Genomic DNA, 15,481 nt, shown 5'->3' with positions numbered 1-15,481 from the left:
AGCTCAACTCTTCTTCGACTTCCGCACAATCAGCAGCCCATTCACACCACCGGGCACTGCTCCGCGGACAAACAACAGGTTTTCATCTGGACGTGCATCAATCACTTTCAGACGCTGAACCGTGACGCGCTCGTCCCCCATATGCCCTGGCAGGGCCTTATTCTTCCAGACACGGGACGGGTAGGAACTGGCACCGATAGAGCCTGGCGCGCGATGAAACATCGATCCATGAGTCTCAGGACCGCCCGCATAGTTATGCCTGCGAACAACACCCTGGAATCCCTTACCCTTGGAAACCCCGACCACATCGACCCAATCGCCCTTTTTAAAGATGTCGACCTTAATGGTCTGCCCAACAGTAACGTCCCCGACTTTCGGAAACTCGCGCAGCCATCGACTAGCTGGAGCCTGATGCTTCTTCAAATGCCCCAATTCACCCTGCGACAGACTACGCTCCTTGACTTCGCCGAATGATAACTGGACAGCCTCGTAACCATCACGCTCTTTGGTCTTGACTGAAACAACCCGACAAGGTCCAGCCTCAATGATTGTTACCGGCGCCAAAACGCTTTCGTCATAAACCTGGGTCATTCCCAGCTTTTTACCCAACAATCCGTTTGTCATCGTCTTCCTGTCAGCTCACACGAGATCGGCCAGGCCGATCGTCAGAGCTTAATCTCCACATCCACGCCGGCCGCCAAATTCAACTTCATCAACGAATCCATAGTTTCCGGCGTCGGCTCCATGATATCCAACAGTCGCTTGTGAGTGCGGATCTCAAATTGCTCACGAGACTTCTTATCAACGTGAGTTGAGCGCTGCACCGTAAACTTCTCGATTCGTGTCGGCAAAGGGATGGGACCGACAACCCGGGCACCACTCCGACGCACCGTCTCAACGATCTCGACTACCGACTGATCAAGCACGCGATAATCAAACCCGCGCAACCTGATACGAATTCTTTGATCGACTTTCACGCTCAACTCCTCACATGCCGGCCAACGGACCGGGACATCACTACGCTAAAATTTCCGTGACGACACCCGAGCCCACGGTTTTGCCGCCCTCACGCACCGCAAACCGCAACCCCTGATCCATCGCAATCGGGCTGATCAACTCGCCCGTCACCGTCACATTGTCTCCCGGCATCACCATCTCCACGCCCGGCGTCAACGTCACAATCCCCGTCACGTCGGTCGTCCGGAAGTAGAACTGCGGCCGGTAGCCGTTGAAGAACGGCGTATGCCGTCCGCCTTCTTCCTTTGTCAACACATAGATCTCGGCCTTGAACTTCGTGTGCGGCGTGATGCTCTTCGGCTTCGCCAACACCATGCCCCGCTCCACATCTTCCTTCTTCGTCCCGCGCAACAAGACGCCGATGTTATCCCCCGCCTGCCCCTCGTCGAGCACCTTGCGGAACATTTCTACGCCCGTCACGATGGTCGTCTGCGTCGGCCGCAGCCCGACGATTTCGATTTCGTCGCCGACCTTCACGATGCCCTTTTCGCAACGCCCCGTCACCACCGTCCCGCGCCCACTGATCGTGAACACGTCTTCGATCGGCATCAGGAACGGCTTATCAATGGCCCGAGTCGGGGTCGGGATATACGTATCCACCGCTTCGAGCAATTTCAGAATGGACGGCACGCCCAACGGCCCCTGATCACCCTCGACCGCCTTCAGCGCCGATCCCTGCACGATCGGAATCTTGTCGCCCGGAAAATCGTACTTCGTCAGCAACTCCCGCACTTCGAGCTCGACCAACTCCAGCAGCTCCTTGTCGTCGACCTTATCCGCCTTGTTCAGAAACACCACGATGTAGGGGACGCCCACTTGGCGCGCCAACAAAATGTGCTCCCGCGTCTGCGGCATGGGACCGTCGGCGGCACTCACCACCAGGATTGCGCCATCCATCTGCGCGGCGCCGGTGATCATGTTCTTCACATAGTCGGCGTGGCCCGGGCAGTCAACGTGCGCATAGTGCCGATTGTCCGTCTCGTATTCGACGTGACTGATCGCGATCGTCATGATCTTGCTAGCATCCCGACGGCCCTGGCTCTCGCTCGCCTTCGCCACTTCGTCGTAGCTGATAAACTTCGCCATTCCGCGATCCGCACAGATCTTGGTCAGCGCACTCGTCAGCGTCGTCTTTCCATGGTCCACGTGCCCGATCGTCCCGATGTTCACGTGGGGCTTTCGTCGCTCAAATTTCGCCTTCGCCATCCCCAGTCCTCCCTAGTTCACAGACCCAGAACCCCTACTCACCCCGATGCTTCGCAGTGATTGCTTCCGCAATTTGCCTCGGCACCTGGTCGTAGCGGTCGAATTCCATACTGTATGTTGCACGGCCCTGCGTCCGAGATCGCAAGTCCGTCGCATACCCAAACATTTCCATCAATGGCACAGTGGCCTCAATGGCCTGAGCGCCGGCACGCACCTTCATTCCCTGAACTTTTCCCCGGCGACCATTGAGGTTACCGATGACATCGCCCATGAAATCCTGCGGGACAAGCACTTCGACCTTCATGATCGGCTCGAGCAGCACGGGATCAGCTTTCTTACACGCATCCGCAAATCCCATGGAGGCGGCAATCTTAAAGGCCATCTCATTAGAGTCAACATCGTGATAGGAGCCGTCAATTACAGTAACCTTGACGTCGCGCAACGGAAACCCAGCAACCACACCGGTCTCCATCCGCTCCTTAACACCTTTCTCAATAGCAGGAATGTATTCCTTTGGAATGGAACCGCCGACTGTCTTATTAATGAATTCCAACCCCTTACCGGCCTCAGAAGGCTCGACTGTCAGGACAACGTGGCCATACTGCCCACGACCGCCCGTCTGCTTAATGTACTTAGACTCAGCTTCAGCCTTGCGCCGAATCGTTTCACGAAACGCGACCTCCGGCTTGCCAACATTGGCCTCAACCTTAAATTCACGCATCAATCGGTCGACGATGATCTCAAGATGCAGCTCACCCATACCAGCAATGATGGTCTGGGCGGTTTCCTCATCGGTCCGCACCCGGAATGACGGATCTTCCTGCGCCAATTTCTGCAAGGCGAAACCCATCTTTTCTTGATCCGGCTTCGTCTTTGGCTCGATCGCCATCGCAATAACCGGCTCTGGGAATTTCATGATCTCAAGCAGCACGGGCTGCTTTTCATCGGCCAGGGTATCACCCGTCGTGGCATTCTTAAGACCAACCGCAGCAGCAATATCTCCAGCGTAAACGATATCGATTTCCTCACGCTTATTGGCGTGCATCTTCAAAAGTCGACCAACACGATCCTTCGTGCCCTTGGTCACATTAAGTACCGGCGTACCGGTCTTCAAAGTGCCAGAGTAAACCCGAAAGAACGTGAGCTGGCCCGCGAACGGGTCTGTCATAATTTTGAAAGCCAGAGCAGAAAACGGATCAGAGTCGGATGGACGCCGCTCAACTTCCTTTGAAGTATTCGGATCAATGCCGATAACTGGAGGAATATCCACCGGGGACGGAAGGAAATCGACGACGCCATCCAAGAGCTGCTGCACACCTTTATTCTTGAAGGCTGATCCGCACAGGACAGGCACCACCTTCATCGCAATAGTCCCAGCCCGAACGACCCGACGCACCTCTTCTTCCGTCAACGACTGACCATTAATATACTTCTCCATGACCTGATCATCGAATTCGGCCACGGCGTCCAGCATTTTCTGGCGATACTCGTTGGCCTGGTCGACCATATCAGCCGGGATCTCACCAATCTTATATTTAGCACCTAACGTTTCGTCGTCGTAGAAGTACCCCTTCATGGAGATCAAGTCGACAGACCCACGAAACTCAGCCTCACGCCCAATCGGAATCTGAATCGGCACAGGATTCGCGCCCAATCGATCAATAATCGACTGGACACTCGCATAAAAATCAGCACCGATGCGATCCATCTTATTCATAAACGCAATGCGTGGCACTTCGTACTTATCGGCCTGACGCCAGACAGTCTCAGACTGAGGCTCGACACCCTGAACAGAATCAAACGCGGCGACCGCACCATCAAGCACTCGCAAAGACCGCTCCACCTCGATCGTAAAATCGACGTGACCAGGCGTATCAATAATATTGATACGGTGCTCACGCCAGAAGCAGGTCGTCGCAGCCGCCGTGATCGTAATACCACGCTCACGCTCCTGCTCCATCCAGTCCATAGTGGCGGCGCCCTCATGAACCTCACCCATCTTGTGCGTCATTCCCGTGTAGTAGAGAATGCGCTCAGTAGTCGTAGTTTTTCCGGCATCAATATGCGCCATGATGCCGATATTTCTCGTTCGCTCTAACGGTGTCTGCCTAGCCACAACTCCCCCAGAAAAACAAACGTGCCGCCATCCGAGCCGGAAACCTTTGACCGCAAGGCCGAATTCGACCCAACTACCTTGCAGCTCGGCTCATCAGCAGCACGACACTACCAACGATAATGGGCGAAAGCTTTATTAGCCTCAGCCATTCGATGAACGTCTTCGCGCTTCTTTACCGAAGCGCCAGTATTATTGGAGGCATCCAACAATTCAGCCGCAAGCCTATCCCGCATACTCTTCCCACCACGAGACCGGGAATACTCCGTGATCCACCGCAAAGCCAACGACACTCGACGAGAGGGACGTATCTCGACAGGAACCTGATACGAAGCCCCACCAACCCGACGAGACTTCACCTCCACCACCGGCTTCACATTATCGATGGCCGACTTGAAGACCTTCATCGGATCGCCGCCGTTAGTCTTCTCCTGAATCACATCAAAGGCCCCGTAGCAGATCCGCTCAGCCGTACTCTTTTTCCCACCACCCATCAGGACGTTCAGGAACTTCCCAACGAGCTTGTCACGATATTTCGAATCTGGCTGCGCTTCTCGGTGACCAAAAAATTGTCCGCGTGGCATCGTTGTCCTATAAAATGAAATCGGTTTTCGCCACGCATATGCGCGGCGAGATAATCACTTACTACTTGGGACGCTTCGCTCCATACTTTGAACGCGCCTGCTTCCGATCGGCGACGCCAACGGCGTCGAGGGAACCACGAACGATGTGATAACGCACACCAGGCAAGTCCTTCACGCGACCGCCACGAACCAACACAATCGAGTGCTCCTGAAGATTGTGCCCCACACCCGGGATATAGGTCGTAACCTCCATCCCATTCGTCAAACGAACACGAGCCACTTTTCGTAGCGCCGAGTTCGGCTTTTTCGGGGTCGTGGTGTAGACACGAAGACAGACACCGCGCTTCTGAGGACAGCGCTTGAGCGCAGGACTCTTCGTCTTTGACTTAACGAGCGTCCTGCCTTTTCGAACCAGCTGATTAATCGTTGGCATGCACGTACTCTTTCTTGAAAAACAAACGTTTGCTCAGAAAACATTCGTGAGCGAAGCCGTCGGATTATAGAGATGTGACCTACTTATGTCAAGAATGTTCTTTTTCTTTTCATCCATTATTTTCGGTTGGCGTATCTGCTGAACCACCCGCAGACTGACCAACGGCCACCGGTAACGGCTGTCCTCCCGATAGCTCACCAGGAGCCTTGGCACTGGCCACAAAGGTCTCCCGATACTCTTCAAAGCCACTACCGGCAGGAATGAGTCGTCCCACGATCACGTTTTCCTTCAACCCGAGGAGGTTGTCCTCGCGTCCATTGATGGCAGCTTCAGTCAATACACGGGTCGTCTCCTGGAACGACGCGGCAGAGATGAAGCTATCCGTGGTCAACGCAGCCTTGGTGATGCCCAGCAGGACCGGCTTTCCGAGTGCTGGTTTCCCGTCCTTCTCGAGCACCCGCTGGTTCTCCACATCGAAAAGGCCCTTGCTTACCTGGCTACCAGGCAAGAAGGATGTATCTCCTGGATCCTCAATCCTGACCTTCCGCAGCATTTGCCGAACAATGATCTCGATATGTTTGTCGTTGATCGACACACCCTGCAAGCGATAGACGTCTTGCACTTCGTCGACCAGGTATTTCTGCAGCTCCTTCGGCCCCAATACATCCAGGATGTCGTGAGGGTTGGCAGAACCGTCCATGAGGGGCTCACCGGCCCGAACCCAGTCCCCCTCGTGCACGTTGACGTGCTTCCCCTTGGGGATGAAATACTCTTTGACATCGCCCATTTTATTGTCGACCAGGACCTTGCGCATACCCTTCACAAACCCGCCATACGACACTTCTCCGTCGATCTCACTGATTACCGCCTGCTCCTTAGGCTTGCGGGCCTCGAACAGTTCAGCAACCCGCGGGAGACCTCCAGTGATGTCTTTGGTCTTGGTCGTTTCACGCGGAATCTTGGCTAGAACGTCACCGGGATGCACCATGGCACCCTTCTCAACGAAAATGTGAGCCCCGACCGGCAAAAGATATCGGGCAACCGGCGCGCCGCCAGACCCAGAAACTTTGGCCGTCTTTCCACTATCATCCTTGATCGATACGCGCGGTCGAAGCGTGGCCCCGCTCTGCTCGATGATCACCTTGCGTGACAGTCCGGTCACTTCGTCGAACTCTTCCTTCATGGTGACGCCTTCCAGAATGTCGCCGTAGGCAACCTTTCCGCCCGTCTCCGTCAGGATGGTTAACGAATAGGGATCCCACTCGACCAACTTCTGAGCAACCTCAACTCGATCGCCGTCCTTCACCTTGATTTTGGCGCCATAGACAACGGGATACTTCTCACGTTCCCGACCGCTGTCGTCGACGATAGCGATTTTTGCGTTGCGGTTCATAACAACCCACTCGCCCTCTTTGTTCCGAACCGCAATGCCGGCATTATGCACATCGGCATTTTTCTTCGCATCCAAGCTCATGTATTTCAGATGCCCCGCGTGCTTGGCCTCCAACACCGTCTGTTCGACCACTTTACTGGCCGTACCACCGATATGGAAGGTACGCATCGTCAACTGAGTGCCAGGCTCACCGATGGATTGTGCGGCGATGACGCCGACGGGCTCGCCCTTTTCAACCAATCGTCCACGCGACAGATCACGCCCATAACAAAGCCGACACACGCCACGAGCTGACTGGCAAGTGAGCACTGATCGAATCTTGACCCGATCAACACCGGCCTCTACCACAGCCTTCGCCTGCTCTTCGTCGATTTCTTCGTTGAAAGAAACAATGATCTCGCCCGTGACTGGATCGCGGATGTCTTCGCCGGCGAGACGTCCAAGGAGACGCTCTTCCAATGGCTGAATGATTTCTCCGCCCTCCAGCAGTGCACTGACCAAAATCCCGTCCGTCGTGCCGCAATCTTCTTCGGTCACGATGACGTCCTGAGCGATGTCAACTAATCGACGCGTCAGATAGCCAGAGTTGGCCGTTTTCAGCGCGGTGTCGGCCAGACCTTTTCGCGCGCCGTGCGTCGAGATGAAATATTGCAACACCGTCAGCCCTTCACGGAAATTGGCCGTGATCGGAGTCTCGATGATTTCACCGGAAGGCTTCGCCATCAATCCGCGCATACCGCCGAGCTGACGAATCTGCTGCGAACTACCTCTCGCACCCGAGTCGGCCATCATGAAGATCGGATTGAAGGACTCGATCTTCGCAGGATCGCCTCCGGCGCCCAACTCCTTCATCATTTCATTGGCGACCTGCTCGGTAACGTGCGCCCAAATGTCGATGACCTTGTTGTATCGCTCACCGTTGGTGATCAAACCCTCGGAATACTGCTTTTCGATTTCATTGACTTCATGCTGAGCCTTCCCGATCAGGTCTTCCTTACGAGACGGAATATGCATGTTATCGATACAAATGGACATCCCGGCTCGGGTTGCGTAGTGGAAGCCGAGATCCTTGATCTTATCCAGGAAGGTGACCGTCTCGCGATGTCCCGCTTGCCGATAGACCGCGTCGATGAGTTTCGACATTTCCTTCTTGGTCATCAGCTTATTGGCGTCGGCGAACGGCATCATCGGAGGCAGAATTTCTGCCAGGATGACGCGACCCGCAGTGGTCTGGACCATCGCGCCGTTGACTCGAACCTTAATCCGGGCGTGCTCGTCCAGGGCGCCCGCATCATACGCAATGCGTGCCTCTTCGGGTGAGCCGAACAACTTACCTTCACCCTTCGCGCCGACCCGCTCCTTGGTCAACCAGTAACAACCCAGCACCATGTCCTGAGAAGGAACGGCAATCGGTTTCCCGTTAGCCGGAGACAGAATGTTGTTGATCGACATCATCAGCACACGCGCTTCGACCTGTGCCTCCACGGACAACGGCACGTGGACCGCCATTTGGTCTCCGTCGAAGTCGGCGTTGAACGCCGCGCAGACGAGCGGATGAAGCCGGATCGCTTTACCTTCGACCAGGACCGGATCAAAAGCCTGAATACCCAGTCGGTGCAGGGTCGGGGCGCGATTGAGCAACACCGGGTGCTCCCTGATGACCTCATCGAGCACGTCCCACACTTCCGGGCGCTCTTTTTCGACCAACCGTTTGGCACTCTTGATGGTCGTGGCCGCGCCACGCTCTTCCAACTTGTGGAAGATAAACGGCTTGAACAATTCCAGGGCCATTTTCTTGGGCAAACCACACTGGTGCAAACGCAACTCCGGGCCGACGACGATAACGGTTCGGCCTGAGTAGTCCACACGTTTCCCCAACAGGTTTTGCCGGAATCGACCCTGTTTACCCTTGAGCATGTCGCTCAACGACTTCAGTGGGCGCTTGTTTGGCCCACGAATCGCCCGGCCCCGACGGCCGTTATCAAACAGCGCGTCCACCGCCTCTTGCAACATCCGCATTTCGTTACGAATGATGACGCCAGGGGCCTTCAGCTCGATCAAGCGCTTCAAGCGATTGTTCCGGTTGATCACACGCCGGTAGAGATCGTTGAGGTCTGACGTCGCAAAGCGGCCTCCGTCCAGCGGGACGAGCGGGCGCAATTCAGGCGGCAGCACCGGGATGACGTCCATAATCATCCATTCCGGCTTATTCCCGGAGCGGCGGAACGCTTCCAAGACCTTCAAACGCTTGGCATACTTTTTCTTGAGCGCGGCGGAAGCCGAAGCCTTCGCCTTCACATGCAATTCGTCCCACTGCGTATTGATATCCACCTTCCGGAGAAGTTCACGGATCGCCTCAGCGCCAATGCCGACCTTGAACGCGCCGCTTCCATACTCCGACTGCAATGACCGTAGTTGCTCCTCCGAGACCAACTCTTGCTCGCTCATGCTGGTCGAGCCGGGATCGACCATGACGTAACTCTCGAAATACAAAATCTTTTCGAGCTGCTTGAGGCTCATGTCGAGCAACGTGCCGATCCGGCTCGGCACGCCTTTCAGGAACCAGATGTGCGCGACCGGCGCCGCCAGCTCGATATGGCCCATCCGTTCACGGCGGACCTTAGACTGGATGACTTCCACGCCACACTTGTCGCAGACGATGCCGCGGTGCTTCATCCGCTTATATTTGCCGCAATTGCACTCCCAGTCCTTAATCGGCCCGAAAATTTTTGCGCAGAACAACCCGTCCTTCTCAGGCTTGAACGATCGATAGTTGATCGTCTCGGGCTTCTTGACTTCACCATAAGACCACGACCGGATTTTTTCGGGCGACGCAATGCGAATCCGCATCGAGTCGAACGACACCGAGTCACGCGGTTTTTCGAATAATGTGTATACACCTTCCAAGGTTGATCCCTCCTTAACGGTCGCCTGAGCGCAGTTCTGAGTGGTGAGCTATCTGACGTCCGCTCTCAAGACTCAGCACTAGAATCAGTCCTTTGATTTGACCAGCTCGACATCGAGCCCAAGACTTTGCAGCTCTTTGACTAACACGTTGAACGATTCCGGCAATCCAGGCTCCAGGAACGGCTCGCCCTTCACAATGGCCTCATACATACGAGACCGGCCCGGCACGTCGTCCGACTTGACGGTCAGGAATTCTTGAAGAATGGACGCGGCCCCATAGGCCTGAAGCGCCCAAACTTCCATCTCTCCCAAACGCTGACCACCGAACTGCGCCTTTCCTCCGAGTGGCTGTTGCGTCACAAGGGAATATGGACCAATCGACCGGGCGTGAATTTTATCGTCCACCAGGTGGTGGAGCTTCAACACGTACATATATCCGACGGTCACGGGACTGCTGAAGGATTCACCGGTTCGCCCGTCCATCAACATCGTTTGACCACTGGGAGACAATTTTGCTTTCTTGAGAAGCTCCTTGATCTCCTTCTCAGAGGCTCCGTCGAACACAGGACTAGCGACCTTAATGCCCAATGCTCTGGCAGCCCAGCCCAAGTGCGTTTCCAGAATCTGCCCCACGTTCATACGAGACGGCACACCCAACGGATTCAGCACGATTTCAACCGGCGTTCCGTCCGGAAGATACGGCATATCCTCTTCCGGCAGCACGCGAGACACGACACCCTTATTCCCGTGGCGTCCGGCCATCTTGTCACCGACCTGGATCTTCCGCTTCATCGCGATGTAGACCTTCACCAACTTGATCACACCCGGCGGAAGCTCATCCCCCCGTCTCAGCCGCCCGACTTTTTCGTCGTACAGCGTCTGCAGGATTTCAATCTGCTCCTTAGCGCGACGCTCAACATCCTCAAGCTCCTTCTGCTCATCAGGATCACTGAGAATGATGTGGCGCACCATGTCGTCCGGCAACCGCTTCAGAATTTCCGCAGTGAGCTTGCCCTTTTTCTTGAGAATCACGTCGCCCGTCTCAGGATCCATCAGATCCCTACCGACGACTTTTCCGAGCAACAGCTTACGGACCTTCTTGGTCTTTTCATCTTCAATGATACGCAGCTCTTCCTGGTGGTCGCGCTGCAACTTCATGTGATCTTCGCTCTCAATACTCTTGGAGCGCTCATCCTTATCCAGGCCCTTGCGGGAGAAGATCTTCACATCGACGACGATACCTTCCACGCCCGGCGGGACCGTGAGAGACGTATCCTTCACGTCACCGGCCTTTTCACCGAAGATCGCGCGCAACAGTTTTTCTTCCGGCGTCAGCTGGGTTTCACCCTTCGGCGTCACCTTCCCGACGAGAATGTCGCCAGGCTTCACTTCGGCACCGATCCGGATGATGCCGCTCTCATCGAGATCACGGAGCGCTTCTTCGCCGACATTCGGAATGTCGCGAGTAATGTCCTCCTTGCCCAACTTGGTATCGCGCGCTTCCACCTCGAACTCTTCAATATGGATGGACGTGAAGGCGTCTTCTCGAACGAGCTTTTCGCTCAACAAAATCGCGTCTTCAAAGTTGTATCCACCCCAGGGCATGAACGCGACGAGCACATTCTTGCCGAGTGCCAACTCGCCGTGGTCGATAGCCGGTCCATCGGCCAACACCTGCCCTCGCTTGACGGGCTCGCCGATCCGAACCACCGGCGTCTGCGTAATGCAGGTGTTCTGGTTCGATCGCTGGAACTTGATCATCTCGTATACATCAAGACCGGAATCGTTTCGCTTGCGGCCTTCTTTGGCATCCGCCCGCACCACAATCCGGGTGGCATCAACGCTTTCCACCACACCTTCACGTTTGGCCTGCACGACATACCCCGAGTCACGCGCAACCACCGCTTCCATGCCGGTGCCGACCAACGGCGATTCAGCCTTCAACAGAGGCACGGCTTGCCGCTGCATGTTCGACCCCATCAAGGCACGGTTCGCGTCGTCATGCTCAAGGAACGGCACCAACGCTGTGGCGACGCTGACGACCTGCTTCGGAGACACGTCCATGTATTCGATTTTGTCGGGGGTCGCAGTAATAAAGTCCCCGGCTGAACGCGCCGAGACCGTTTCGGACACGAGGCGACCCGTCGTATCAACTTTCGAATTGGCCTGGGCGATAATGTACTTGTCTCCCTCGATCGCCGAGAGATACTCCAGTTCGTCACTGACTCGCCCCTTCACCACCTTCCGATAGGGTGCCTCGATAAAACCAAATTCGTTGATGCGCGCATAGGTGGCAAGGGATGTGATCAATCCGATGTTCGGACCTTCCGGCGTCTCAATCGGACAAATGCGGCTGTAGTGCGACGGATGCACATCGCGCACTTCGAAGCCTGCGCGCTCGCGCGTCAAACCACCGGGGCCAAGGGCCGACAGGCGGCGCTTGTGCGTGATCTCAGCAAGGGGATTCGTTTGGTCCATGAACTGGGAGAGCTGACTGCTGCTGAAAAACTCCTTCACCGCTGCGACCACGGGCTTGGCATTGATCAAGTCGTGCGGCAACACGGTCTCCATATCCAGGAGATTCATGCGCTCTTTAATGCTCCGCTCCATGCGCACGAGGCCGAGCCGGAACTGGTTTTCCAAAAGTTCACCGACAGACCGCACACGACGATTGCCCAAGTGGTCGATGTCGTCGATCTCACCCCGGCCGATCTTAAGATTCACCAGATACCGCACTACCTCAACAATATCTTGCGCCGTCAGCGTCCGCTGTTCGAGGGCGAAATCCAAGCCCAGCTTTTTGTTGAGTTTGAGCCGCCCGACCGGCGACAGATCATAGCGTTTCGGACTTAAAAACAAATTATCGAACAGGGCTCGCGCAGTTTCGACAGAAGGGGTTTCACCTGGCCGGAGACGGCGGTAGATTTCGACCATCGCCTCTTCTTTCGAGCCGGTGCGCTCCATATCGAGCGTATCAAGGATCACCAGCGTGGCATTGGTCGTGTCCAGATAAATGACCTTGAATTCCTCAATGTCGCTATCCAGGATCTTCTCAAGGATTTCTTCCGTCAGTCGTTGGTTCTTCTCTGCCAGCGACTGTTTCTTGCCGCTGTCGACCAACTCAGTCAACACGGCGCGCCCCACCAGTTCGGCAGGCGTGACAGGAATTTCCTTGATCCCCGCCGCCTTCAGCTTGGCGATTAAGACCTTCGTTAACTTCGCACCTTCTCGAACAATGGGATCCTTGCCGCCCTTTTCGGTCACTTCCGTCGAACACTTCAGACCGTGATGGATTTCAGGATCAAGCTTCCGATAGAGCTTCCCCTTGGAGACACGAATCTCCTCCACGGGATAATACATTCGTAACAGATCATCCGTGCTATACCCGAACGCCTTCAAAAGGATGGTGGCCGGCATTTTCCGACGACGATCGATACGAACGTACAGAATATCCCGCGCATCAAACTCAAAATCGAGCCATGACCCCCGGTAGGGAATGATCCGGGCAGAATACAAGACTTTGCCGCTGGCATGCGTCCGCCCCTTGTCGTGCGTGAACGACGCGCCCGGCGAGCGGTGCAACTGACTGACCACCACTCGCTCGGTCCCGTTGATCAGGAAGGTGCCGCGCTCGGTCATAAGCGGAAGTTCTCCGACATAAACTTCCTGCTCCCGAACATCCAACACTTTTTTCTTCGGCCCTTTATCCTCTTTATCGAAGACAATCAGCCGTACACGCAACTTCAACGGCACGGCAAACGTCATGCCCTGCTCAAGGCACTCCCGCTCGTCGTACTTGGGTGTCCCCAACGAGTAGTTAGAGAATTCCAAGGCCGCGGTGTTGTTGTAGTCGGTAATGGGAAAGACGCTGGCTAACGCCGCCTGCAACCCTTGATCCTTGCGACGGTCCGGCTCGACTTCCATCTGGAGGAACTCTTCGTAAGACCGTTTCTGGATTTCGATGAGATCTGGGATATCGATACTCGTGCGAATCCGAGAAAAATCTTTACGTTCGACAAACTCCGAAAGAGTCGATTCCGACATTCGTTAGCCCTCCAAGCTCATAAGGAGATGAACGCCCTGCGCCATCCCAACGGACAACTCACACTGCAGCCCACAGAAAGAGTTACTTCACTTCGACTTTCGCCCCGCTCTCTTCGAGCTTCTTCTTCATCGTGTCGGCTTCTTCCTTCGTGGCACCGGCCTTGATGGGCTTGGGAGCGCCCTCGACCAGGTCCTTCGCTTCCTTGAGTCCGAGGCTGGTGAGCTCGCGCACCACCTTGATAACCTGGATCTTCTTGTCGGCCGGGGCACTGACCAAAATAACATCGAACGACGTCTTCTCTTCGGCTGGGGCTGCCGCCGCTCCACCGCCACCCGCGGCCACCACGGCCACCGGAGCCGCCGCCGTCACCCCGAAACGCGTCTCCAGTCCCTTGACCAGATCGGCCAATTCCAACACGCTCATGCCCTCGATTGCCTTGATCAACTCATCTTGTGACAACTTGGTTCCTGCTGCTGCTGACATGTCGCCCTCCCCTTTCTTTTTATCCTGAATGGCTGCAATGACTCGCACAAACTTGCTTAACACTCCGCTCAACGCGTACACCACGCCGCGAATCGGGCCCTGCATGGCCGATAGCAGCATCGCAATCAACACTTCCTTTTTCGGCAGCTGCGCAATGGCATTCAGATCCGCCGCCTGCACTAGCCGGCCCTCCAACACTCCGACCGTCACCTTGATTTTCTCAGAGCGTTTCTCAGCCTGAATAAAATCACGCAAGATTTTGGCCGGGAGAACCGGGTCGTCGTATCCGATCACCAAGCCGGTCGGCCCCTTGAAATGCTCCTTGGCATCCGCAAGGATGGTCCCGGTCGAGGCGCGTACGGCCAAGGTATTCTTGATGACGCAGTACTCGGCCTTGGCGCCTCGCAACTGCCGGCGCAACTCGGTCATTTGATTGACGGGCATCCCGGCACACTCCGTCAGAATGGCCAAGCGGGCGCGACCGAACTTTTCCGTCAACTCTGCGATCGCTGTTGCCTTCTCTTCTTTCTTCATGCCTCTCCCCTTACTGAGAACCTGCCTGTTCTCAACTCCACAACTTCGACAGCGCCACAGGATCCAGCTTCACGCCAGGCCCCATCGTGCTCGACATCGTCACACTCTTCAGATATCGGCCCTTACAGGACGACGGCTTTGCCTTCACCACAGACTCCAACACAGCCTGCGCATTGTCGTAGAGCTTCTGAGCATCAAACGATACTTTGCCGACAGGCACTTGCACGATTCCGGCTTTCTCGACCTTAAATTCGACACGACCCTTGCGAATCTCACTGACGGCCTTGCCGACTTCAAATGTGACCGTGCCGGTTTTCGGATTGGGCATCAACCCACGGGGGCCGAGCACCTTACCGAGCTTACCGACAGAGGCCATCAGATCAGGCGTGGAGATTGCGCAATCAAACTCCATCCACCCGCCCTTGATCTTTTCCATCAGGTCATCCGACCCCACGTGATCGGCACCGGCCTGGCGAGCCTCCTGCTCTTTCTCACCCTTGGCGAAGACGAGCACGCGGAGCTTCTTACCCGTTCCATGCGGCAACGCGGTCGTCCCGCGCACCATCTGATCCGAGCGCTTGGGATCAATCCCCAGCCGAATCGCCAGATCGACAGATTCATCGTACTTAGCAAACGACGCCTGCTTGACGGCCTCGACGGCCTCTTTCAATCCATAAAACCTAGGCTCGATCTTTTCCTGAGCCGCGGTCAATTTCTTTCCCATACTGCTGCTCCTTCACATCCGACGGAGGTTCACTCTGCAGAC

Annotated in this window: 10 protein-coding genes and 1 pseudogene; all 11 read right to left on the bottom strand. The window is 55.7% G+C overall.

Translation table 11 applies throughout. From position 1 onward, the window contains the following. Positions 1–3 precede the first annotated feature (3 nt). Positions 4–624, bottom strand: a complete 621-nt coding sequence (gene rplC / locus V9G17_15340; protein MEI2753969.1) for a 50S ribosomal protein L3 — start codon at positions 622–624, stop codon at positions 4–6. Between the two features lie 41 nt (positions 625–665). Further along, a complete protein-coding gene (rpsJ, locus tag V9G17_15335; GenBank protein MEI2753968.1) occupies positions 666–977 on the bottom strand; it encodes a 30S ribosomal protein S10 in 312 nt (103 codons plus the stop codon). A 40-nt stretch (positions 978–1,017) separates the two neighbouring features. After that, positions 1,018–2,223 carry an elongation factor Tu gene (gene tuf, locus V9G17_15330; protein MEI2753967.1) on the bottom strand — a complete coding sequence of 402 codons (1,206 nt, stop codon included), beginning with the start codon at positions 2,221–2,223 and terminating at the stop codon, positions 1,018–1,020. A gap of 34 nt (positions 2,224–2,257) precedes the next feature. Then, positions 2,258–4,339, bottom strand: a complete 2,082-nt coding sequence (gene fusA, locus V9G17_15325) for an elongation factor G (GenBank protein MEI2753966.1) — start codon at positions 4,337–4,339, stop codon at positions 2,258–2,260. Positions 4,340–4,446: 107 nt separating this feature from the next. Then, positions 4,447–4,920 (bottom strand): 30S ribosomal protein S7, encoded by a 474-nt coding sequence (gene rpsG, locus V9G17_15320; GenBank protein MEI2753965.1) that lies wholly within the window; start codon positions 4,918–4,920, stop codon positions 4,447–4,449. Positions 4,921–4,981: 61 nt separating this feature from the next. Further along, positions 4,982–5,353: a 30S ribosomal protein S12 gene (gene rpsL / locus V9G17_15315; GenBank protein MEI2753964.1), complete on the bottom strand. Its 372-nt coding sequence runs from the start codon at positions 5,351–5,353 to the stop codon at positions 4,982–4,984. A gap of 109 nt (positions 5,354–5,462) precedes the next feature. Then, positions 5,463–9,596 carry a DNA-directed RNA polymerase subunit beta' gene (gene rpoC / locus V9G17_15310; GenBank protein ID MEI2753963.1) on the bottom strand — a complete coding sequence of 1,378 codons (4,134 nt, stop codon included), beginning with the start codon at positions 9,594–9,596 and terminating at the stop codon, positions 5,463–5,465. Between the two features lie 141 nt (positions 9,597–9,737). Then, positions 9,738–13,697, bottom strand: a complete 3,960-nt coding sequence (gene rpoB / locus V9G17_15305; protein ID MEI2753962.1) for a DNA-directed RNA polymerase subunit beta — start codon at positions 13,695–13,697, stop codon at positions 9,738–9,740. 82 nt (positions 13,698–13,779) lie between these two features. Next, positions 13,780–14,181, bottom strand: a complete 402-nt coding sequence (gene rplL / locus V9G17_15300) for a 50S ribosomal protein L7/L12 (GenBank protein ID MEI2753961.1) — start codon at positions 14,179–14,181, stop codon at positions 13,780–13,782. A gap of 27 nt (positions 14,182–14,208) precedes the next feature. Then, positions 14,209–14,715 (bottom strand): annotated as a pseudogene (rplJ, locus tag V9G17_15295) (50S ribosomal protein L10). A 31-nt stretch (positions 14,716–14,746) separates the two neighbouring features. Continuing rightward, positions 14,747–15,439, bottom strand: a complete 693-nt coding sequence (gene rplA / locus V9G17_15290) for a 50S ribosomal protein L1 (protein ID MEI2753960.1) — start codon at positions 15,437–15,439, stop codon at positions 14,747–14,749. Positions 15,440–15,481: the final 42 nt, after the last annotated feature.

Source organism: Nitrospira sp., from assembly GCA_037045225.1.
GTDB lineage: Bacteria > Nitrospirota > Nitrospiria > Nitrospirales > Nitrospiraceae > Nitrospira_A.
Note: the sequence above shows the minus strand (reverse complement) of the source record. Positions and strands in the feature narration are given on the sequence as shown.

Excerpts from the sequence above, each read along its gene's own strand:
- rplL (MEI2753961.1), bottom strand. The coding sequence starts at position 14,181 with ATGTCAGCAGCAGCAGGAACCAAGTTGTCACAAGATGAGTTGATCAAG.
- rpoC (MEI2753963.1), bottom strand. The coding sequence starts at position 9,596 with ATGCGGATTCGCATTGCGTCGCCCGAAAAAATCCGGTCGTGGTCTTAT.
- tuf (MEI2753967.1), bottom strand. The coding sequence starts at position 2,223 with ATGGCGAAGGCGAAATTTGAGCGACGAAAGCCCCACGTGAACATCGGG.
- rplA (MEI2753960.1), bottom strand. The coding sequence starts at position 15,439 with ATGGGAAAGAAATTGACCGCGGCTCAGGAAAAGATCGAGCCTAGGTTT.
- rplC (MEI2753969.1), bottom strand. The coding sequence starts at position 624 with ATGACAAACGGATTGTTGGGTAAAAAGCTGGGAATGACCCAGGTTTAT.
- rpoB (MEI2753962.1), bottom strand. The coding sequence starts at position 13,697 with ATGTCGGAATCGACTCTTTCGGAGTTTGTCGAACGTAAAGATTTTTCT.
- rpsG (MEI2753965.1), bottom strand. The coding sequence starts at position 4,920 with ATGCCACGCGGACAATTTTTTGGTCACCGAGAAGCGCAGCCAGATTCG.
- rpsL (MEI2753964.1), bottom strand. The coding sequence starts at position 5,353 with ATGCCAACGATTAATCAGCTGGTTCGAAAAGGCAGGACGCTCGTTAAG.